The organism is Microvirga terrestris (assembly GCF_015694425.1).
GTDB classification, from domain to species: Bacteria; Pseudomonadota; Alphaproteobacteria; order Rhizobiales; family Beijerinckiaceae; genus Microvirga; species Microvirga terrestris.
Window position 1 is genome coordinate 660891 of the sequence record NZ_JADQDN010000001.1, and the last position, 19680, is coordinate 680570.

Below are 19680 nucleotides of genomic sequence, written 5' to 3' on the forward strand. Positions count from 1 at the left end.
CGTCAGCAGTGGACCTCTTCAAATGCGCGTACCCACATCTCGCAGACACCGGACCGCACGATGTCGTTGAGGGTGAACTCAACGATGGGCACCGGCAGCATCTGCGATTTGATCAGGTGAAGGACCGTGCGGAGACCCGATGTCTCGCGCAGGTCGCACTGGCTCACATCCCCGTTGATCACTACTTTGCATTCCTCTCCGATGCGGGTGAGGAATGTCTTCATCTCGGCCGGCGTCGCATTCTGCGCCTCATCGAGAAGGATGAAGGCGTCACGCCATGAGCGTCCTCGCATCACCTCGAACGGCACCATCTCGATGTCGCCGTTCTTGATCGCGATGTCGAAAGCCGCTGTGCCGATGCGTTCCTTGATCGCCTCGATGACGGGTGCAGCCCAGGGGCCGAATTTCTCTTCAAGGGTGCCGGGAAAGAAGCCGAGGGATCGGCCGCTCGGCACGTTGGGGCGGGTCAGAATGATCTTGCGGATGCGCCGTTGACGAAACAAATCCGCCGCGTATGTCGCTGCGATCCAGGTCTTGCCGGTGCCTGCCGGCCCGAGGACCACAACCTGAGAGCTGTTCTTCAAAGCGTCGAGATAGTCATCCTGTGTGGCATTGAGCGGTTTGATCGGCGGAAGGCTGCGCTCTCCCTGAAATTTGGATCCCGTGAGGTCGAAAACCTGCGCTGTTTCAAGGGAGCGGCGGGTCTTGCGTCTCTGCTTTTCATGATGCTTGCTCAATGACCAACTCCGGGGTTGAACTGCGCACACCAATCATCCAGGCACCGCGCAGAGGCGTCTGGAGAAAAACTTGCGAGCGAAGTGGGAATACGAGAGCGCGTCGTTGCGGGCGGTGAATGTCCGCGATCCAGAGTGAGAGGATCAGCCTGCCTGCCCATCAAAGCCTATCTTTATCTGCCAGTGGCAAACTATCTTTGATTCTGATGACAGTTTACCGCTGCTACGCCTACCTGCGAGTCAAATGTTGAGTCAGGCTGCTTGGTTCCAAGGCATAATTCCTCTGCGATACGGAGAGGGGAAATAAGCTGTGGATGGCTCCCAAGACGTCCCAGAGCCCTAGCGATCTCTTGCATTCCTGTTCCAGCCGGGTGACGGACAGTCAGGAACAGGCATCCAAAAAGGTACAGGCGCATGATCGTGATCTTCGGTTCCATCAACATGGATCTCGTCGCGCGGGTGCCGCGCATCGCCAGGCCCGGCGAAACCGTTCTTTCTCGCCGGGCCGATAGCTTTTTCGGCGGCAAGGGGGCCAATCAGGCCGTTGCGGCTGCGCGGATTGGGCATGGCGAACCCGGCAGGGTCGCCATGGTGGGGGCCGTCGGAAATGATCCCTTCGGAGCGACTTGCCTGAAGAACCTTGAAGACAACGGCATCGATGTCCAGGCCGTTCGGGTGGCGGACGATCCGACAGGCTGTGCCTTCATCACGGTCGACGAGACCGGCGAGAACGCCATCACGGTGGCGAGCGGCGCCAACATGGCCCTGCGTTCCATCGATCTCCCGGATAATCTCCTCACGAAGGCCTCCGTGCTGGTACTCCAGATGGAGGTGGACTTGGCCGCCAGTCTCGATGCTGCTGCCTGTGCCCGTCGTGCTGGGGCAAAGGTGATCTGGAATTTCGCCCCCGTGCCACCCTCAAAAGAGCGCTCAGCCATGGCCGAACTGTTGCAGGCAACGGATGTGCTGGTCGTCAATGAGCACGAGGCGCTCGCCATCGCCGAGATCGTGGGCGTGCCGGCAGGCGACGATTATCTTCGGGCCGCCACTGCCGTAGCCAAGGATTTTGGCCCAACCTGCATCGTAACGGCGGGTGCTCGCGGAGCTTATGCCATTTCACGCGATGGCACCCAGATCCATGCCACGGCCCGGCCGATCACCCCGGTCGACACCACAGGGGCGGGTGACACCTTTGTTGGCGTGCTGGCTAACGGCTTCGCAGAGGGCCTGAAAATCGGCCCAGCCATGGAACGGGCCTGTGCCGCGGCATCCCTGTCGTGCCTGACGCCGGGAGCGCAGGCCGGAATGCCCCAGCGGGAAGCCTTAGAGCATTACCTCGCTCAGGCCTAAGCGCTGGCCTCCGGGATTACCTTGGTCAGGCTGCCGGTGGCGGGGAACAGCGGGATCAGGCAGGCTTGGAGCGCGTGGTAGAGATCCGGCTTGCCGGTGAACACGGTCGCGCTCGGCGCCAGTTCTTCATTCAGTTCAGGGCGCCAGCCGCCGTGGCGATGGTCGATCAGGTAGCTGTCTGTGAAGCCCCAGAGGGTGCGGTACCATTGCTCGTGGAAGTCGCTTGGGCTGTGCTCAGCGAGAAAAGCCGCCGCGCCGATGGCTTCCGCGCAGGGCCACCAGAGCTTCAGCGGCAGCCTCGGTCTGTCGTCCCAGTCAAGGGCATAGAAGAAACCGCCCCTGTGCTTGTCCCATCCCAACTCGATGGATTGCCGGAACAGTTCACGGGCCGCCTCCGGCATCCAGGCATGACGCTGCCCGCCAAGGGACCAGAGCTGGAGGAGGAGCCTTGCCCATTCCAGCCAGTGGCCGGGTGTCGTGCCGTAGGGGCGGAACATGTCGTCGCCACGATATTCTCGGTCGAGGCTCCAATCCGCATGGAAATGCTCGGCCACCCGGTAGCCGTGGGAGGCGGCATGCCGGCCGATGATGAGGCTCGCGATCCGCTCCGCCCGGGCGAGATGGGTACGGTCGCCCGTAGCCTCGAAGGCAGCCATCAGGGCTTCGGTCAGATGCATGTTGGAATTCTGGCCGCGATACTGGCTCAGAGGGTGCCACTCGCGCGTGAATTCCTCGGCGACGGCTCCGTGCTGCTCCTCCCAGAAACGCTCCTCGAGGATCTGTGTGATGTCTTCCAGCAATCGATCCGCAAGCGGATGTCCCACCACCTTCGCGCTGGAGGCCGCCAGCAGCACGAAGGCATGGCCATAGGCCTGCTTGCTGTCGTCCCTCGGGCCATCGTTATCCAGCGACCAGACATAGCCGCCGTTCTGCGCGTCCCGATGGGTATTCCAGAGGTAGCTCATGCCATGATCGATGATAGCGCCGCTGCCGGGGCGGCCGAGCAAGGTGCCAATGGCAAAGCAATGCACCATGCGGGTCGTGTTGTGGATCTGCCGGACCGGATTAGTGGCCTCGATAGGCTGGCCCGTATCGTCAAGATCGAAGAAGCCGCCAGACGGATTGATGAGATTGGGCTGAAAGAAATCGAGCAGGCTGCTGGCCTGCTTGAACAGCCATTCACGGTGAAACCGGTTGGAGCGCCAGTTCGGGCCGAGGGGAGGTAAGACGGGCTGGGAGTTCGTCATGATCTGTTCCGTTGCGCTCAGGTTCGGGTGGCCATGAAGTGTTCGACTTCGCTCCAGGAGGGTGGATTGGCGCCGCGCCGGGTGCACACGATGGCGGCTGCCGCAGCGGCGAAATCAAGGGCCGCCGTGACCTGGGTTTCGCTCAGGCCGGCAACTTTTTCAGGAATGAGGAGAGTGTTGGCATCGAGCCAAGCCAGCAGACCGGCGTGGAACGTATCGCCCGCACCGACGGTATCGATTACGTCTATCTTGGGAGCAGGGCGCTCCAGGACCTTATCACCGAAAGCCGCGAGGAGGCCCTTTTCGCCACGTGTGATGATGACGAGCTTTGGTCCGCGCCGAAGCCAGGGTCGTGCGGCGGATGCGAGGTCGTGCGTCCGATAGAGCAGTTCGATATCCTCGTCGCTTGCCTTCACGATGTCGGCATAGGCGAGCAGACGCTCGAAGCGCTCCCGATAGGCGTTGAGGTCGCCCACGACGCGCGGCCTGACATTCGGGTCGAGCGAGATCACGCGCGCTCCAGCCTCCCGACGCAGCAGGGTCTCGATGGCGCTGGCGATGGGTTCGACGCCGAGCGCATAGGATCCTGCCGCGATGGCGTTTACGTCTGCGGGCAGTTCGGCGGGCAGCGCCTCCGGCGTGAGGGCGCGGTCGGCGCTGTCGGGTGCATAGAAGGAATATTGCGGCTGCCCCGATGGGCTGGTGGCTACGACGCTCAGCGTCGTGACGTTCGGCAAGCGCTGAATGTAGGCTGAGCTCACGCCGGATTCGGCAAGCTTTTCGGCCAGGAACGAGCCGAAAACGTCATCCGACAGGGTGGACAGGAAGGCGGCAGGCCGGCCAAGGCGCCCGATTCCGATCGCGACATTGAAGGGCGAGCCGCCAGCAATGGCTTCGGCGGGAAAGCTAGCGGCCCCCGGGGCACCGATGAACAGATCGATCAGGGCTTCGCCGGAAACCAGAATCATATGAAGGCTCCTGACAGGATCATGACCGCATCCAAAGGGTTCAGACCGGCACGCGTTCGGCAATGTCCGACGGAGCGGGCTCCGAGGATAGAGCCGCGATCCGCTTGAGGTCGCGCAATACATGGTCGAGTGACACCGGTCCAGAGATGCCGCCGAAGCCGAAGTAAAGGGTTCTGAAGTGCTGGAAGAGCTGTTCATAGACCGCATGCGCAGCAGGATCCGGCTCGAAGGTGCGGAACGGCAGGCAAATCGCCCTCTGAGCACTGTCGAGATCCGGGTGCGACCCGGCCGCAAGGCTCGCGAAGATGCTGGAGCCGAGACCGGTCGGTACACCGTTCGGCACCAGCACAGGGCGGCCGAGCACATTGGCATAAACCTGGTTCAGCACGGCATTGTGCTGCGGGATGCCGCCGGCATTGATCACCCGCTTCACCGGCACCCCGCCCTCGGCCATGCGCTCGAGAATGATGCGGGTGTGGAAGGCGGTGCCTTCGATGGCGGCAAACAGCTCGTCCTGCGCCGTGTGCAGCAGATTCCAGCCCAGGGTGATGCCGCCGAGGTCCGCTTTGACGAGAACCGTCCGGTCGCCGTTGTCCCAGGTGAGCCGCAGGAGCCCCGTCTGGCCGGGACGATACTGCTCCAGACCCTTTGATAGCTCCTTCACATTGGTATTGGCCCGGCGCGCAATCGCCTCGAAGATGTCGCCGGTTGCCGAGAGCCCGGCTTCGATGCCGACGAGACCCGGGTCGACGCTGCCCGGCACGACGCCGCAGACGCCCTGGATCAGGCTGGTGTCCTGTGCCATGGCAATGATGCAGGTGGAGGTGCCGACCACATTCACTACGTCCCCGACCCGGCAACCCGCCCCGATGGCATCCCAATGAGCATCGAAGGCGCCGACCGGGATCGGAATGCCTGCTTTGAGGCCGAGACGCTCCGCCCAGTAAGAGGTGAGACGGCCTGCAATCACATCGGAGGTGGCATACTCGCCAGCGAGCTTGTCGCGGATCCCATCGAAGAGCGGATCGACCTTGGACAGGAACTCCTGCGGGGGCAGGCCTCCCCAGCGCGGATTCCACATCCATTTGTGGCCCATGGCGCAGATGCTGCGCTTCAGCCGGCGCGGATCGGTGACGCCGATGAGGGTTGCCGCCACCATATCGCAATGCTCGAGCGCCGTGACCAGCCGGTCGCGCTTCTCCGGATTGTGGCGCAGCCAGTGCAGGAGCTTCGAGAAGCCCCATTCGTGCGAGTAGACGCCGCCGCACCATTGGATGGCCTCAAGGCCTTCCTGATGGGCAAGGTTGGTGATCTCCTCGGCTTCGGATTTGGCCCGGTGGTCGCACCAGAGGTAATATTCGCCGAGCGGCTCAAGGCCTTCGCCGACCATCACCACGCTGGAGCCGGTGGTGTCGATGGCCAGCGCCGCCACGTCCTCACCCTTCACACCGGCCGATTCCAAAGCGCCGCGCATGGCGCGCGCCAGGGCATTCATGTGATCGGCGTGGGCCTGGGTCGCGTAGTCCGGGTTCTCACGCGTGCGGTGAAGCGGATATTCCGCCGTAGCAAGCCCGAGGGGTCCCTTGCGGTCATCGACGAGGGTGACCCTTACGCTCAGAGTGCCGAAGTCGACACCTGCTACAACGGCCATGGATCTCTCCCGAATGAGGGTATCGACTGAGGGTATCGACGACTGAACAGATGGCGCGTTACTTGTCTGTCTGGCCATAGGTCGCGCCTGCGCCGTGCTTGCGGAAATAGTGCCGGTCCAGAAGGGCCTGCGACACACCTTGCGCATCAGGCCGCAGCGAGAACGTATACATGGCCATGCGGGCCACGGCCTCAAGCACGACGGCATTGTGCACGGCATCGTCCGGTGTCCTGCCCCAGGCGAACGGACCATGTCCGGCGACCAGGGCGGCAGGAGCCTCCATGGGATCACGATTGCCGAAAGCTTCCGTGATGGCGACGCCGGTGGCGCGAACATAGTCGTTCTTGATCTCGTCCGGCGTCAGCTCCCGGGTGATCGGAACCGGGCCGTAGAAATAATCCGCGTGGGTGGTGCCGAGGGGCGGGATCGGACGACAGGCCTGCGCCCAGGCGGTGGCGTGCTCGGAATGCGTGTGCACGATGCCGCCGATCTCGGGAAACGACTTGTAGAGGTGAAGATGCGTGTCGAGATCGGAGGAGGGCCGCAGCTCGCCCCAAACGATCTTGCCAGCAAGATCCGTAATCACGATGTCGTCCGCCTTCATGCGCTCATAAGGAACGCCGCTCGGCTTGATGGCGACGAGGTTGTCCGCCCGGCTGATGCCGCTCACGTTGCCGAAGGTGTAAAGCACGAGGCCGCGGCGCACCACTTCCAGATTGGCCTCCAGAACCTGTTCGCGCAGCTGCTTCAACATCGGGGCGCCTCCTGATGGCCCATGAATGGAAAACAGCGGCCACGGCTCGCGCCATGGCCGCCGCAGGTCAAGCTAAGGATCAGCGGACCGCCTGCCAGCCCTTGTAGTCCTTGATGTTGTCGGCTGTGATCAGCTTCGGCTCGAGAAGGATCACGTTCTTCTCGGGCTTCTTGCCGTTCACGATGCCGACGGCGAGCTCATAGGACTGAGCCGCCATGATGTAGGGATCCTGCGAGGCCGAGGCCTTGATCAGGGAGGTGCCCGACTTCAGCTCGGTCTCGATGTCCGGAGCACCGTCGACGCCAGTGATGATGAACTCGTTGCGGTTGAGCTGCTTGGCGGCCAGGCTGATGCCGATGGCGGTCGGATCGTTGATTGCGAAGACCGCATCGATCTTCGGGAAGCGGGTCAGCAGGCTCTGGCCGACGGCGAACCCGCCCTCGCGGGAGCCCTTGGCATCCTGGTTGTCCGAGAGGACCTTGATGTCCGGATACTTGGAGAACACCTTCTTGCAGCCCGTGACACGGTCCACGATGGAAGAGACCTGAGGGCCGTTGATGATAAGCACGTCGCCTTTACCCTTGAGATGATCGGCGATGTATTGGCAGGAGAGCTCGCCGGCCTTCACGTTGTCGGTCATCACCGTCACGTCGGCACCGGCCGCTGCCACGTCGAAGGCGGCAACCACCATGCCGGCGGCCTGAGCGCGCTTCACGGAAGGCTCGATGGCCTTCGGATCGACGGCATTGATCATGACGATGTCGGTGCCGGCCGCCGAAAAATTGTCCATCTGGGTGAACTGCTTGTTCAGATCGTAATCCGCTGACACGGAGGTGATCTTCGCAGCCGGCGTGATCTCCTTCGCCTTGGCCTCGATGCCCTTGATGGTTGCGACGAAGAACGGGTTGCCGAGCAGGCCGACCGAGATGCCGACGTTCTTCACGTCCTTGGCATAAGCCGGGGCTGCCAGAAGGGCGGCGACGGCAACGCTGAGTGTGAGACGGGAAAGTGCCATAGGATCCTCCAAAGTCTTGATTGCAGCTATCTGATTTAGCCCCGCGATCCCCGGAGACTGTTCTGCTTCCGGGATCTCGCATATACAAGCGCCCGAACCGGACGCAGGTATCTTGCGTCAGGTGCGCGCCGATCCCTTGAGGCGGTAGCGGTCGAGCGCCACGGCCCCGATGATCACGAGCCCCTTGATGATGAACTGCCAGATGTCGGACACGCCCACGAGAATGAGCCCGTTCGTCAGGATGGCAATGATGAGTGCGCCGATCAGCGTGCCCCAGATCGACCCGATGCCGCCGACGAAGCTGGTGCCGCCGAGAATGACGGCCGCGATGGCATCGAGTTCGTAGGACTGACCGAGCTGCAAGCCGTTTGCTGCGAACAGGCGAGCCGCCGACATGACGCCGCCGAGGCCCGCTGCGAGGCCGGAGAAGGCATAGACGAAGAGCAGCACCGCCCACACCTTGATGCCTGTGAGCCGCGCCGCATCGGGATTGCCGCCGACCGCATAGATGTGAACGCCCAGGACGGTTCGCCTGAGGATGAACCAAGAAATGATCACCACCGCGAAGGCGATCCACACCAGCCACGGCAGGCCGAACAGGGTGCCGTTGCCGATGAAGGCGAAGGGGAGCTGCGGGTTGAATTGGGTCGTATCGCCGCCGAGCAGGCGCGCAACGCCGCGCACGGCGGTGAGCGATCCGAGTGTGACGATGAAGGGCGGCAGCTTCGCGAAGGCGATCAGCGCGCCGTTCAAGAGTCCGAATCCGAGGCCAGCCAGCAGAGCTGCCGGAATGCCGAGCATGCCCCAGTCGGGAATGAGCGACCCCAGGATCGCCACCATGGCGGCCGCTGCCAGGATCGAGCCGACCGAAAGATCGATGCCACCCGTGAGGATGACGAAGGTCATGCCTGCGGCGAGCACCGTGTTGATCGAGGCCTGCTGCATCACGATCGACAGATTCTGGAAGCTCATGAACCGGCCGGACATCAGCTCGAACACGACACCGAGGATGATGAGCACCGGCAGCATGCCGATGGCCTGCAGGGTTGAGCGCCAGGCGAGGCGGCGCTGCTTGCTTTGAGATGCCGCATCGACGCCTGCGGCTCCGGTCGCTTGGATAGATGCGCTGGTGTCATTCGGGGATGTCATTCGGCCGCTTCCCTTACGCCTGTCGCAATGCTGATGATGTTTTCCTGAGTCACCGGTGGGTGACCTGTGCCGCCGACCTCGCCCTCGATCCGGCCCTCGCGCATCACCAGCACGCGATCACAGATGCCGACGATTTCCGGCAGCTCGCTGGAGATCACGATGACGCCCACGCCGTTTCGGGCAAGGTTGTCGATGAGGCGATAGATCTCGGATTTGGCTCCGATATCGACGCCGCGGGTCGGCTCGTCGAGAATGAGCACCTTCGGCTTCGTCTCCAGCAGGCGCGAAAGAAGAACCTTCTGCTGGTTGCCGCCCGAGAGACTGCCCACAAGCACGCCGTCTCCAGCCACCCGGATGGCGAGTGCCTTGATGGCGGCGGCAGCCCGTTCCTTGGCAGACTTCAGGTTGAGCACGCCGCCCATGCGGGCATCCCGCCCGAGCACGTTGACGTTCACGTTCTCGCGCACCGTGAGGTCCAAGAATAGACCGAGATGCTTGCGGTCTTCTGTCAGATAGACGACGCCGGAAGCGATGGCATCTTCAGGAGCATTGATCGAGAGCCGCTTGCCCTGCAGCAGGATTTCACCGCTGGCTCGCGGGTCAGCCCCATAGATGAGGCGCGCCAGTTCCGTGCGTCCTGCGCCGACGAGACCGGCAATGCCCAGGACCTCACCCTCGTGCAGCTGGAGCGAGCAGTCGCGCACCCGCAGGCCATCGCCCATATTTCGCACCTCGAACAGGACCGGACCGCGGCTCTGATGAGCATCGTGTTCCTTTTTGTAGAAGGAGGACAGATCGCGGCCGACCATCATCTGAACGAGCCGCTCGGCGGAAATCTCGTCGGCCACGAGCGTGCCGACATAGGACCCATCCCGAAGCACCGACACACGGTCGGCGAGCTCATAGATCTCCGCCATCCGGTGGCTGATGTAGATGATGGCAAGGCCCTCCGCGCGCAGCTGGCGCACGAGAGTGAACAGCACTTCCGTCTCACGGGAGGAGAGGGAGGTCGTGGGCTCGTCCATGACCAGGATGCGCGAATTCGCAATCAGGGCACGGGCGATCTCCACGAGTTGCCGCTCGGCCATCGATAGTTCGCTGACCTTCGTCGTGGCTCTGAAGTGTACGCCGAGCCGTCCGAGAACGTCCTGGCACGCCTTTTCCATAGAGCGGCGGTCGACCATCGGGCCGGATGTGTGCTCGCGCCCGAGCAGCATGTTCTCTGCCACCGTCAGGTTGGGGGCGAGGGAAAGCTCCTGATAGATGATGGAGATGCCGTGTTGCCGCGCCGCGAGAGGCCCATCGATGGTGACGTGCTGGCCGTTGATGCGGATCTCTCCGCCGGGATCCGCTTGATAGGCGCCGGACAGGATCTTCATCAGCGTGGACTTGCCGGCGCCGTTCTCCCCCATCAGGGCATGAATTTCGCCGGGATAGATGGTGAGAGAGACGTTCGTGAGCGCTTTGACCCCAGGAAAGGTCTTGGAGATGTCCTTCATCTCAAGGATCGGGGTGGATCCTGTCATAGGCGCTCCCCTAAAGGTGCTTCATCGAAGCGGCACTGATCTGTTCGAATCCAGCCAAGTGGTCGGGTCGATCAAGCGGCTGGATGAGCAGGTGTTATGACTGCCGTAAATGCTTCATGCCAATCGGTTTTCAATCCCTCGTTTTCTCCCTCTGACGGGAGTCCACAACTTTTCCCGAGCGGTTCTTTCTGAATGCGCATTTGCTCTCATCAATCGTGTAACACTCTTGCCGAATTCGTTTCAGGAACGTGTGAATTCGGGTTTCAGCGCACGGTAGAGGCTGCGGAACGATTCGATGCGCGGACGGTAGAGTTCGGACAGCTGTGGGTCCGGCTCGACAGTCTCAAGAACGCTCGGGGCTATGCAGACGTCTTCCGGGGCCTCTCCGGTGACAGCTAGGCGTGCCAGACGCGCTGCGCCAAAGGCCGGTCCCTTGTCGCTGCCTTGGTAACGGATGATTGGAATGTTCAGCACGCTGGCGAAGATCTTCGTCCAGAACTGGCTTTTCGAACCTCCCCCGATGATACCGGCCTGCGTCAGAGGCGTGCCGGCCTGCTCCAGTGCCCGCTTCGCATCCGCAAAACTGTAAGCCACACCTTCGAGAACCGATTGTGCCATGTCCGTCTGCTGCGTGTCGGGCGAAAGTCCGAAGAACACGCCACGCGCATGAGGGTCGTTGTGCGGCGTCCGCTCGCCGGCGAGATATGGCAGGAAGAGAATGTCGGACGGCTTGCGATAGGCGGCTTCCGTCTCCCTCAAGAGCTCGCCAATATCCCGCTTCAGAAGATTGGCCGCCCAGGCAAGGCAGCTTGCGCCGTTCAGCATGGCGGCCATCTGAAACCAACGGCCGGGCACCGCATGGCAGAAGGAATGCACCAGGGCCTCGGGAGCCGGGCTGAAGTTCTCAGTCGTCACAAGAAGCTGGCCGGAGGTTCCTAAGGAGATGAAGGCCGATCCATCCCGGATCGCACCCATGCCGACGGCTCCGGCCGCCGCATCGCCTGCACCACCGGCGACAACGACATCGCTCCGTATGCCCCATCGCCGAGCGATCTCTGGTTTGACCGTGCCGGAGGCCTGCGAGCCCTCCACGAGAATTGCCATGTGATCGCGGGTCAGGCCCGTCGCCGCAAGCGCCTCGTCCGACCAATCCCGCTCGGCCTCATCCAGCCACCAGGTGCCTGCCGCGTCGGACATGTCCGTGACAATGGCGCCGGTGAGCTGGAGGCGGATGTAGTCCTTCGGCAGAAGCACCTTGCGGACAGCGCGGAATGTCTCGGGCTCGTGCCGTGCAAGCCAGACGAGTTTCGGTGCCGTGAAGCCGGGCATCGGGATGACGCCCATGGCGCGCGCGAGTGCCGGATGCTGTGTACCAAGCTCCTGTGCCTCCCGGTACGAACGCCCATCGTTCCAGAGAATGGCCGGGCGCAGAGGCCGGTTGGCCGCATCGAGCAGCACCGCCCCATGCATCTGCCCCGACAGGCCGATGGCGCGCACATCCGCGAGGGCCGCTGCATCCTTGGCATCAAGGTGATCGAGGCCCGTCTGCACGGCCTGCCACCAGGATTCGGGATCCTGCTCCGACCAGAGGTCCTGCGGACGGGAGATCGGCAGGGAAACATCCGCCTCTGCGATCGTCGTCTGCCGCTCATCGACGAGAATCGCCTTTACCGCCGATGTGCCGACGTCGATGCCGAGATAATGAGGCATGCTGCGTTCTCCTTAATGGCTGCCGGCTCATGGCTTGGCCGACGTGACCAGCCTATAGCTCAGTCGCGTCCATTGGGCACGGGGACGACAAAATCCAGAGGCCGGGGCATGAAAAAATCTCATGGTCGAATTGTCGCCAGGATATTTAAATGCCGTGGGCATGCCCCAAATAATGCTGCATGCCCGAGAAATCGAAAAATCAGTCTCAGTCGACCCATTCTGATGCGCCTTCCCCGGCGGCCGCGCTGAGCGGCGCCGTCCGGCTGCATCTCGGAAAGCAGCTGCGTGCCCTCTACGGCGATCCCGCAGAGGACAAGCTACCGCGCGATCTGGCGCGGCTGGCCGATCGCGTCGCCCAGGTCATCCGGGCGCATACGGAGCCTGTGGATCAGGACTTCGTGAATGGCGTGATGGATGCGCTGCCGAATCTGCGTGCCTTTGCGCTGTCATTGACCGGAAAGGTCGATCAGGCCGAGGATCTGGTGCAGGACACGGTGCTCAAGGCCCTGACCAAGCAGGATACCTTCGAGACCGGCACCAACCTCCAGGCCTGGCTCTTCACGATCCTGCGCAACGGCTTCTACTCGACCCACCGCAAGACCAGTCGCGAGGTTGAGGACGGGGACGGGACGCATGCTGCGAGCATGATCGCGATCCCCGACCAGGAGGACAAGCTCGCGCTCCAGGACCTCTCCTCCGCGCTCGACAAGCTGCCCCAGGAGCAGCGCGAAGCCATCATCCTCATCGGCGCCGAAGGCATGTCCTACGAGGACGCCGCCGAGGCGCTTGGCGTGAAGGTCGGGACGATCAAGAGCCGCGTGAACCGCGCCCGCAACCGCTTGGCGGAGCTCATGGGCACGCCCAGGACGGCCGATCACGATCACTCGGCGACCGCCTGACGAACATTATGGATTATATGCCCGATGCCTCTCCGGCGTCGGGCCTTTCTCTATATTTCCCGTATTATCACGCTTGCTTCGCATGCGGCCTCAGACAGTCTGCAGAGACCGGACCTGCCCAAAATATCAGCGGCGTTGCACCGCCTGTTCCTCGAACTTTCCCAGGGCTCCAAGGTTGAGCTTGTAGCTGGGTGGCTCGAAACCGCTCTTCCGCCAAGGAGGGGAGCATGGAACACAGGCCTCTGTCCGAACTCAGTAGCGTCGCCGACCTGAAGATCCCTGAAGACGTACAAATTCCGGTTCTGTCGAAACGGGAGCGCCTGGATCGCTGGATCGATCTCCTGGAGCAGGAGCCCGACCGGGAACTCAAGACCCTCGACGAGATCGAATGGAAGCCCAAAGCCCAGCGCGTTGCCATGCGGGCCGACGGATCCGCCCTTACGGTGGCCTATTCCGATCCCATGCTCCGGCAAGCTGGGCTGCGCAGCGACACATTCGGGGATGCGGTCGATTTCTTCCAGATCTCCGAGCACGATGCCCATATCGTCCTGTGCTCATGTCACGGCGGCGAGCTCATGCGGGCTGATGAGACAGCCCGCCGGGTACGCGGGATCCGGTCGCCGAGCCTCTGGGGGCTTTATTTCGGCTGGTTCCGATAAGGCTGCGGCCCTGGCCGAGGACAATCCTTGTAGGGATCGAACTCGCCGGGGCCTGCCACAGTGACGGCGAAAGGCTGGAGAGTATGCTCGCCATAAATGCGGGTATTCGCCGGCGCTTCTGTCTCCTCAAGCTCAAGGGCGATTGTTGTAGCGCTCGCGCAGGCGCTCGACCTCGCGTTGCAGGGCGTCCAAGCCGCGCGCGATGTCCCGCCCCATGTTCTCAACGACACCTGTGCTGGCGGCCACGTCTGGACAGTCGAGGGTCCCGTCCCGGCGGTGCCGGGGCGTGATGCCACCCTGAGGGGTGAGCAGATAGGCGCAGCCGGTATCCTCGTCGCGCCAGACGACGGGCCGGTCGAGGGCCATGACCGGATTCGCCAACAGCACAAGAAGGGCAGCGGCGTACCGGTGGACGGACCTGTTCATGGCGTCACCTCCAGGGTTGAACCTGCTCTTTCAGGCAATGCCGGCTCGAGCGCGCGTGTTCCTTGAAGGGCATGCCGCTACCTTCCGTCGATTTGACTTCCCGCCGGGTTTGGAGGACATCACGCGGTTTGACGGCCCTGTGCCTACGGGAGATCCTCCCGGCACGACGGCTTTCCCGCCTCCGGAGTGATTGATGGACGGTTCTGTCCCCCAGCAGCGGATGTCCCTGCGCCACCTCTCCGTGGCCCAGCTCACGAGTGTCGTCGAGCGGAGCCATGCGCGGCTCTGCGCCGTGCTCGTGCTGCTTTCACTCGTCTGCTTCCTACCGGGCTTCACCACGCTCCAGCCCATGGACCGAGACGAGCCGCGCTACGCGCAGGCCTCCAAGCAGATGCTGGAGACCCGGGATTTCGTCGATATCCGGTTCCAGGATGAGGCTCGCCACAAGAAGCCTGTCGGTATTTACTGGTTGCAGAGCGCCAGCGTCGCTCTCGGCGAGGCTCTGGGAGTGCCGGAGGCGCACACCAACATTGCGCTTTACCGGATTCCGTCCTTGTTCGGGGCCATCGCCACGGTCCTGTTGACCTATTGGGCAGCCCTGGCGTTCTTTGGCAGGCGAGGGGCCTTCCTGACCGCGGCCCTCATGGCAACCTGCGTTATCCTCATGGTCGAGGCGCGCCTCGCCAAGACGGATGCGATGCTCACCGCCTGCTCGGTGGCCGTTATGGGAGGACTTGCCCGGGCTTACCTGAGCCGGGGCGCCGGCGTCCTGCCGCGGCGGGCGCTGCTGATTTTCTGGACCGGCTTTGCCCTGGGGATCCTGATCAAGGGGCCTCTGGTCATCATGTTCGCCGTCCTCGCGGCCGCGGTTCTCTCCTATAAGGAGCGCTCCGCCCGCTGGCTGCTGACGCTGAGGCCCTGGCTCGGCCTTCTCTTCACCTTGGCGGTCGTCCTGCCGTGGTTCGTCGCCATCGCTATCAAGAGTGGCGGCGAGTTCTTTGCGGCCTCGGTCGGGAAGGACATGCTGGGCAAGGTCGGCACAGCACAGAAGTACCACTGGGCACCGCCGGGCTTCTATTTGCTATCCTTCTTCGCGACCTTCTGGCCCGGCGCCATCCTGGCCGCCATCGCGGTGCCCTTTGCCTGGATTCACCGACGGGAGGAGCCCGTCGCCTTCGCGCTTGCCTGGATCGTCCCGTCCTGGATCGTCTTCGAGGCCGTCCCGACGAAGCTGCCGCATTACACGATGCCGCTGCTTCCGGCGGTGGCGATCATTACGGTGATGGCGATCGCCCGGCACTTCGTGGGGCCGCATCGGCCAGCCGCAAAACTTGCGACGGTGCTGATCCCGTTCATCCCAGTGGGCCTCACCGTTGGCCTGTCCGCTGTCGGCTGGTCTTTCGATGGCTTCCTGCCTTTCAGGGCGCTGCCGGCGCTTGTCGTATCTTCGGGCCTTGCCCTTCTGGCCTGGTGGCTGTTCGTCAAGAACCGGATGGTGCCGACCCTCTGGGCCGGGTTTCTGTCCTCGGCCTTCCTCGCCATCGGCGTGTTCGGCTTCGCGCAACTCGATCTGCGGTCGCTCAAGGTTTCGGATCGCCTTGCAGAAGTGGCCCGCAACGTGCCCTGCAGCGATCCGCAGGTTGGGACCCTCGGCTATCGGGAGCCAAGCCTTGTCTTCCTGACGGGCACGAACCTCGACATGCTCGACAGCGGGGCCGACGCCTCCCGGTTCCTGCGCCAGGGCGGCTGCCGCGTCGTCTTCGTGGATAAGCGTTTCGAGAGCGACTTCCAGGCCGAAAACGAGCGCCTTCAGCAGAAGCCCGTGCTCTCGACCAGGGTTCAGGGATTCAATATCAACAGCGGCAAGCGTGTGGACATAGCAGCCTACGCGACCGGATTCTAGAGTACGGATGACCGACCTTTCCACAAGCCCGCGCATCAGCGTCGTGGTGCCCGTCAAGAACGAGGCGCTCAACATTCTTCCCCTGGTGGAGGAGATCGAACGGGCCTGCGCCGCTCTTGCGCCGTTCGAAGTGGTCTATGTGGACGACGGCTCGACCGACGAGACGGGTCAGCAGGTTCTAAATGCCCGCACGACGCGGCCGTGGCTGCGTCTCATGCGCCACGAGGCGAGCTGCGGCCAGAGCGCTGCCGTCCGGACCGGGGTTCACGCGGCCCGCGCGCCTGTGGTGATCACCCTGGACGGAGATGGGCAGAACGACCCAGCCTTCATCCCCCAGCTTGTCGCTGCCATCGACGATCCGGCCGTTGCCCTTGCGGCCGGCCAGAGGGTCGGCCGCAAGGACGGCGCTTACAAGAAGTGGCAGTCCCGCATCGCCAACGGCGTTCGGGGACGCATTCTGAAGGATGGCACGCGGGATACGGGCTGCGGGCTCAAGGCCTTCCGGCGCGACGTCTATCTGCGCCTGCCGTATTTCGATGCCCTGCACCGCTTCATGCCGGCCCTCGTCAAGCGCGAGGGTTACCGGATCGCCCATGTGGATGTGGTCGATCGGCCCCGCCATGCGGGACGATCGAATTATGGTATGTTCGACCGGCTGTGGGTCGGCATCCTTGATTTAGCCGGAGTCTGGTGGTTGATCCGCCGCCGGCGCCGTGTTCCCGCCGCTCAGGAAATTGTCTGATGTTGATGCGTCTTTCCCACGATTTGGGACTTTATTTCTACGATTTGGTCGTTGCCCGATTTGATCTGTGGGCCGCTTTCGGCGTGCTGGCCCAGTTCGTCTTCGGAGCCCGCTTCATCGTGCAGTGGATTGCCAGTGAAAAGGCTGAGAAGAGCGTCATTCCGGTCGGGTTCTGGATCCTGTCGATCTCGGGCGGTCTGATGACCCTTGTCTATGGATTTGCCCGCAGCGATATTGTCATCATTCTCGGCCAAGCTTTCTCGATCTTCATCTATATCCGCAACCTGATGCTGATCGCGAAGGAAAAGAAGAAGGCAGACGGCTCGGTTATGTCCGGTTCAGAGGTTGAGGCTTCGGCAGGATAGCTGCCGAAGCCTGGTTCGTCAGGCGGCTCGAGCCTCTGTCTCCAAAAGCCTGCCGAAGCCCGCGTCGAGATCTCGCTTCAGATCTTCAAGATCTTCCAGCCCGATATGGAAGCGTAATGCGTGTCCTCCCGGCTCCCAGCGGGTCGCGGTGCGGTAGCTGGCGCAGTTGAACGGGATCACGAGGCTCTCGAATCCGCCCCAGGAATAGCCCATGCCGAAGAGGGCAAGACCGTCGAGCATGGCGGCGAGCGCCCGGTCCGAGCAGGGTTTGAGGATGATTGAGAACAGACCTGACGAACCCTTGAAGTCCCGCTTCCAAATCTCGTGGCCGGGATAGCTCTCGAGCGCCGGGTGGAGTACCCGTGCCACCTCGGGGCGGGCCTCGAGCCAGCGGGCCATGTCAAGGGCCTGCTTCTCATGCTCGCGCAGGCGCAGCGCCATGGTGCGCAGGCCTCTCAGGCCCAGAAACACGTCCTCGGGTCCCGGACACATGGCGAATGAATCATAGGTGTCGCGCAGAGCCTTGAAGCAGCGCTCATTGGCCGAAACCAGGCCGAGTAGCAGGTCCGATCCGCCGCTGAGATACTTGGTGCCGGCTTCGATGGCGATATCCACACCGCGCTCGTGCGGCGGAAAGAGCAGGGGAGTCGCCCAGGTGTTGTCCATAAGGACCACAGCCCCATGACGTTGCGTCACCTCGGCGATCGCCGGGATGTCCTGCATCTCGAACGACTGCGATCCCGGTGCCTCCGTGAACACGGCCGTCGTGTTCGGACGGAGCAGGGCCTCGATCCCAGGGCCGATCTGCGGGTCGTAGTAGGTGGTTTCCACACCAAATTTCTTGAGCATTCCGTTACAGAAATGCCGTGTCGGCAGATAGACCGAATCCGTCATCAAAAGGTGGTCGCCGGCCTTGAGGCAGGACAGGAGGGCCACGGTGACAGCGGCAAGACCTGAGGGTGCCAGGACCGTGCCCGCGGCACCGGCCAGCTCAGTCCAGGCCGTTTCGAGGGAATTGGTGGTCGGAGTCCCTTTCGTTCCATAGGAATAGCGCCCGCGCCTGTGTAGCAGGTCATCGGTCGTGGGGTACAGGACCGTGGAGCCGCGATAGATCGGCGTATTCACAAATCCGTGCTGCTCGAAGGGCTCCCGTCCGGCATGGACGAGGCGGGTGCGTTCCGAGAGGTTCTTGGGCTTTGGTGGGAGTTTTGACATCGCTTCAAGGGCTTGCTGAGGGGGGCTGATCTGAAACTGCGCAGCCCCTGCCGTCAAGTCAGCCACGAATTGCCTCCTATCAAGACTTGACCCGTGATCAATCATTGAATTTGATGGATTTCGATGCCGTCTCGATCGAGGCGGCGTGGAACGGTCTAACCGGGGCTCGGCTGGGGGTACAACCAGGTCCGTCGAGTCATGCGGAACTATTGGGAGAACATACAAATATGAAAAAGGCTCTCGTATCGATTGCCTTCGGTCTGACGGCCAGCCTGCTTGCCACGGGCGCCTCGGCCCAGGCGACGCTCAACAGCGTCAAGCAGAAGGGCTTCCTGACCTGCGGCTCGAACACGGGTCTCGCCGGCTTCGGCCAGCCTGACGCCCAGGGCAACTGGACCGGCCTCGACGTCGATCTCTGCCGCGCCATCGCGGCCGCGATCTTCGACGACCCGACCAAGGTCCGCTACATCCCGCTCGCCGCCAAGGACCGCTTCACGGCGCTCCAGTCGGGCGAGGTGGACGTGCTGTCCCGCAACTCGACCGCGACCATGTCACGCGACACGCAGCTCGGCCTCGACTTCCCGGCGATCAACTACTTCGATGGCCAGGGCTTCATGGTCCGCAAGAAGCTCGGCGTCTCCTCTGCCAAGGAGATGAACGGCGCCTCGATCTGCACCCAGCAGGGCACCACGACCGAGCTGAATCTCGCCGACTACTTCCGTGCCAACAACATGAAGTACGAAGTGGTGGCCTTCGCGACCTCGGACGAGACCTTCAAGGCCTATGACGCCGGCCGCTGCGACGCCTTCACCACCGACGCCTCGGGCCTCTACGCCGAGCGTCTGCGCGCGTCGGCTCCGGACGATCATATCGTTCTGCCCGAGATCATCTCGAAGGAGCCGCTTGGCCCGGCAGTCCGCCACGGCGACAACAACTGGGGCGATATCGTCCGCTGGACCCACATGGCCATGCTGAACGCCGAAGAGCTCGGCGTCACCAAGGCCAATGTCGACCAGATGAAGACCTCCGACAACCCGGAGATCAAGCGCCTGCTCGGCACCGAGGGCAAGTTCGGTGAGGCCGTCGGCCTGACCAACGATTGGGCCGTCCGCATCATCAAGCACGTGGGCAACTACGGAGAGTCGTTCGAGAAGAACGTTGGCGAAGGCTCGCGCCTGAAGATCAAGCGCGGCCAGAATGCGCTCTGGACCAAGGGCGGCCTGCAATACGGCATCCCGGTTCGCTAAGCGATCCAAGACCAGGGCGTCCGGATTGTCCGGGCGCCCTTTAAGAATACGCCTCAACAATAAAAAAAGCCGCTTGCCCCGGGCACGAACAGGGGAGGACGGCCGGGTATCGAGAGCCGT

At 62.9% G+C, this 19680-nt stretch carries 18 protein-coding genes; 7 read left to right on the forward strand and 11 right to left on the reverse strand.

Annotation, left to right across the window (positions count from 1 at the left end; translation table 11 throughout):
• Nucleotides 1-2: 2 nt before the first annotated feature.
• On the reverse strand, nucleotides 3-737 hold the full coding sequence (locus I2H36_RS03040; RefSeq protein ID WP_210330898.1) for a PhoH family protein: 735 nt from the start codon (nucleotides 735-737) through the stop codon (nucleotides 3-5).
• A gap of 411 nt (nucleotides 738-1148) precedes the next feature.
• Here I2H36_RS03040 and I2H36_RS03045 point away from each other — a divergent pair, with 411 nt between their 5' ends.
• Complete coding sequence (locus tag I2H36_RS03045; RefSeq protein ID WP_196262378.1) at nucleotides 1149-2084, forward strand: ribokinase; 936 nt, start codon at nucleotides 1149-1151, stop codon at nucleotides 2082-2084.
• On the opposite strand, the gene I2H36_RS03050 is transcribed toward I2H36_RS03045, so the two are convergent.
• The 8 genes from I2H36_RS03050 to xylB all read right to left on the reverse strand — a co-directional run bounded on the left by I2H36_RS03050 (nucleotide 2081) and on the right by xylB (nucleotide 12104).
• The gene (locus I2H36_RS03050; RefSeq protein WP_196262379.1) at nucleotides 2081-3331 is read right to left on the reverse strand and encodes an AGE family epimerase/isomerase; all 1251 of its coding nucleotides are present in this window, start codon (nucleotides 3329-3331) and stop codon (nucleotides 2081-2083) included. The two genes, I2H36_RS03045 and I2H36_RS03050, sit on opposite strands and share 4 nt — an antisense overlap.
• Nucleotides 3332-3348: 17 nt before the next feature.
• The gene (locus I2H36_RS03055; RefSeq protein ID WP_196262380.1) at nucleotides 3349-4299 is read right to left on the reverse strand and encodes a carbohydrate kinase family protein; all 951 of its coding nucleotides are present in this window, start codon (nucleotides 4297-4299) and stop codon (nucleotides 3349-3351) included.
• Nucleotides 4300-4339: 40 nt separating this feature from the next.
• Nucleotides 4340-5950 carry a ribulokinase gene (locus I2H36_RS03060; RefSeq protein ID WP_196262381.1) on the reverse strand — a complete coding sequence of 537 codons (1611 nt, stop codon included), beginning with the start codon at nucleotides 5948-5950 and terminating at the stop codon, nucleotides 4340-4342.
• A gap of 58 nt (nucleotides 5951-6008) precedes the next feature.
• Nucleotides 6009-6704, reverse strand: coding sequence for an L-ribulose-5-phosphate 4-epimerase (locus I2H36_RS03065; protein WP_281432963.1), 696 nt, complete (start codon nucleotides 6702-6704; stop codon nucleotides 6009-6011).
• A 79-nt stretch (nucleotides 6705-6783) separates the two neighbouring features.
• Entirely contained in the window at nucleotides 6784-7719 is a 936-nt protein-coding gene (locus I2H36_RS03070) for an ABC transporter substrate-binding protein (RefSeq protein WP_196262382.1), read from the reverse strand.
• Nucleotides 7720-7836: 117 nt separating this feature from the next.
• Nucleotides 7837-8868 (reverse strand): ABC transporter permease subunit, encoded by a 1032-nt coding sequence (locus I2H36_RS03075; protein WP_196262383.1) that lies wholly within the window; start codon nucleotides 8866-8868, stop codon nucleotides 7837-7839.
• Entirely contained in the window at nucleotides 8865-10394 is a 1530-nt protein-coding gene (locus I2H36_RS03080; protein ID WP_196262384.1) for a sugar ABC transporter ATP-binding protein, read from the reverse strand. The genes I2H36_RS03075 and I2H36_RS03080 overlap by 4 nt, the downstream gene beginning before the upstream one ends.
• A 240-nt stretch (nucleotides 10395-10634) precedes the next feature.
• Nucleotides 10635-12104: a xylulokinase gene (gene xylB, locus I2H36_RS03085; RefSeq protein WP_196262385.1), complete on the reverse strand. Its 1470-nt coding sequence runs from the start codon at nucleotides 12102-12104 to the stop codon at nucleotides 10635-10637.
• A 179-nt stretch (nucleotides 12105-12283) separates the two neighbouring features.
• On the opposite strand from xylB, the gene I2H36_RS03090 reads away from it, so the two are divergent.
• The gene (locus I2H36_RS03090) at nucleotides 12284-13003 is read left to right on the forward strand and encodes a sigma-70 family RNA polymerase sigma factor (RefSeq protein ID WP_196262386.1); all 720 of its coding nucleotides are present in this window, start codon (nucleotides 12284-12286) and stop codon (nucleotides 13001-13003) included.
• A gap of 227 nt (nucleotides 13004-13230) precedes the next feature.
• The gene (locus tag I2H36_RS03095) at nucleotides 13231-13662 is read left to right on the forward strand and encodes a hypothetical protein (protein ID WP_196262387.1); all 432 of its coding nucleotides are present in this window, start codon (nucleotides 13231-13233) and stop codon (nucleotides 13660-13662) included.
• A 132-nt stretch (nucleotides 13663-13794) separates the two neighbouring features.
• Here I2H36_RS03095 and I2H36_RS03100 read toward each other — a convergent pair whose 3' ends face one another.
• Nucleotides 13795-14088, reverse strand: coding sequence for a hypothetical protein (locus tag I2H36_RS03100; RefSeq protein ID WP_196262388.1), 294 nt, complete (start codon nucleotides 14086-14088; stop codon nucleotides 13795-13797).
• Between the two features lie 193 nt (nucleotides 14089-14281).
• Here I2H36_RS03100 and I2H36_RS03105 point away from each other — a divergent pair, with 193 nt between their 5' ends.
• The 3 genes from I2H36_RS03105 to I2H36_RS03115 are packed head-to-tail and all read left to right on the forward strand — an operon-like array spanning nucleotide 14282 to nucleotide 17098.
• On the forward strand, nucleotides 14282-15991 hold the full coding sequence (locus I2H36_RS03105) for an ArnT family glycosyltransferase (protein WP_196262389.1): 1710 nt from the start codon (nucleotides 14282-14284) through the stop codon (nucleotides 15989-15991).
• A 7-nt stretch (nucleotides 15992-15998) separates the two neighbouring features.
• Nucleotides 15999-16733, forward strand: coding sequence for a glycosyltransferase family 2 protein (locus I2H36_RS03110; protein WP_196262390.1), 735 nt, complete (start codon nucleotides 15999-16001; stop codon nucleotides 16731-16733).
• Nucleotides 16733-17098: a lipid-A-disaccharide synthase N-terminal domain-containing protein gene (locus I2H36_RS03115; RefSeq protein WP_196262391.1), complete on the forward strand. Its 366-nt coding sequence runs from the start codon at nucleotides 16733-16735 to the stop codon at nucleotides 17096-17098. Before I2H36_RS03110 ends, I2H36_RS03115 begins: the two co-directional genes overlap by 1 nt.
• Nucleotides 17099-17116: 18 nt before the next feature.
• Here the strand turns inward: I2H36_RS03115 and metC are convergent, their stop codons facing one another.
• The gene (gene metC, locus I2H36_RS03120; protein WP_196262596.1) at nucleotides 17117-18313 is read right to left on the reverse strand and encodes a cystathionine beta-lyase; all 1197 of its coding nucleotides are present in this window, start codon (nucleotides 18311-18313) and stop codon (nucleotides 17117-17119) included.
• Nucleotides 18314-18540: 227 nt separating this feature from the next.
• Here metC and I2H36_RS03125 point away from each other — a divergent pair, with 227 nt between their 5' ends.
• Entirely contained in the window at nucleotides 18541-19560 is a 1020-nt protein-coding gene (locus tag I2H36_RS03125; protein ID WP_196262392.1) for an amino acid ABC transporter substrate-binding protein, read from the forward strand.
• Nucleotides 19561-19680 lie beyond the last annotated feature (120 nt).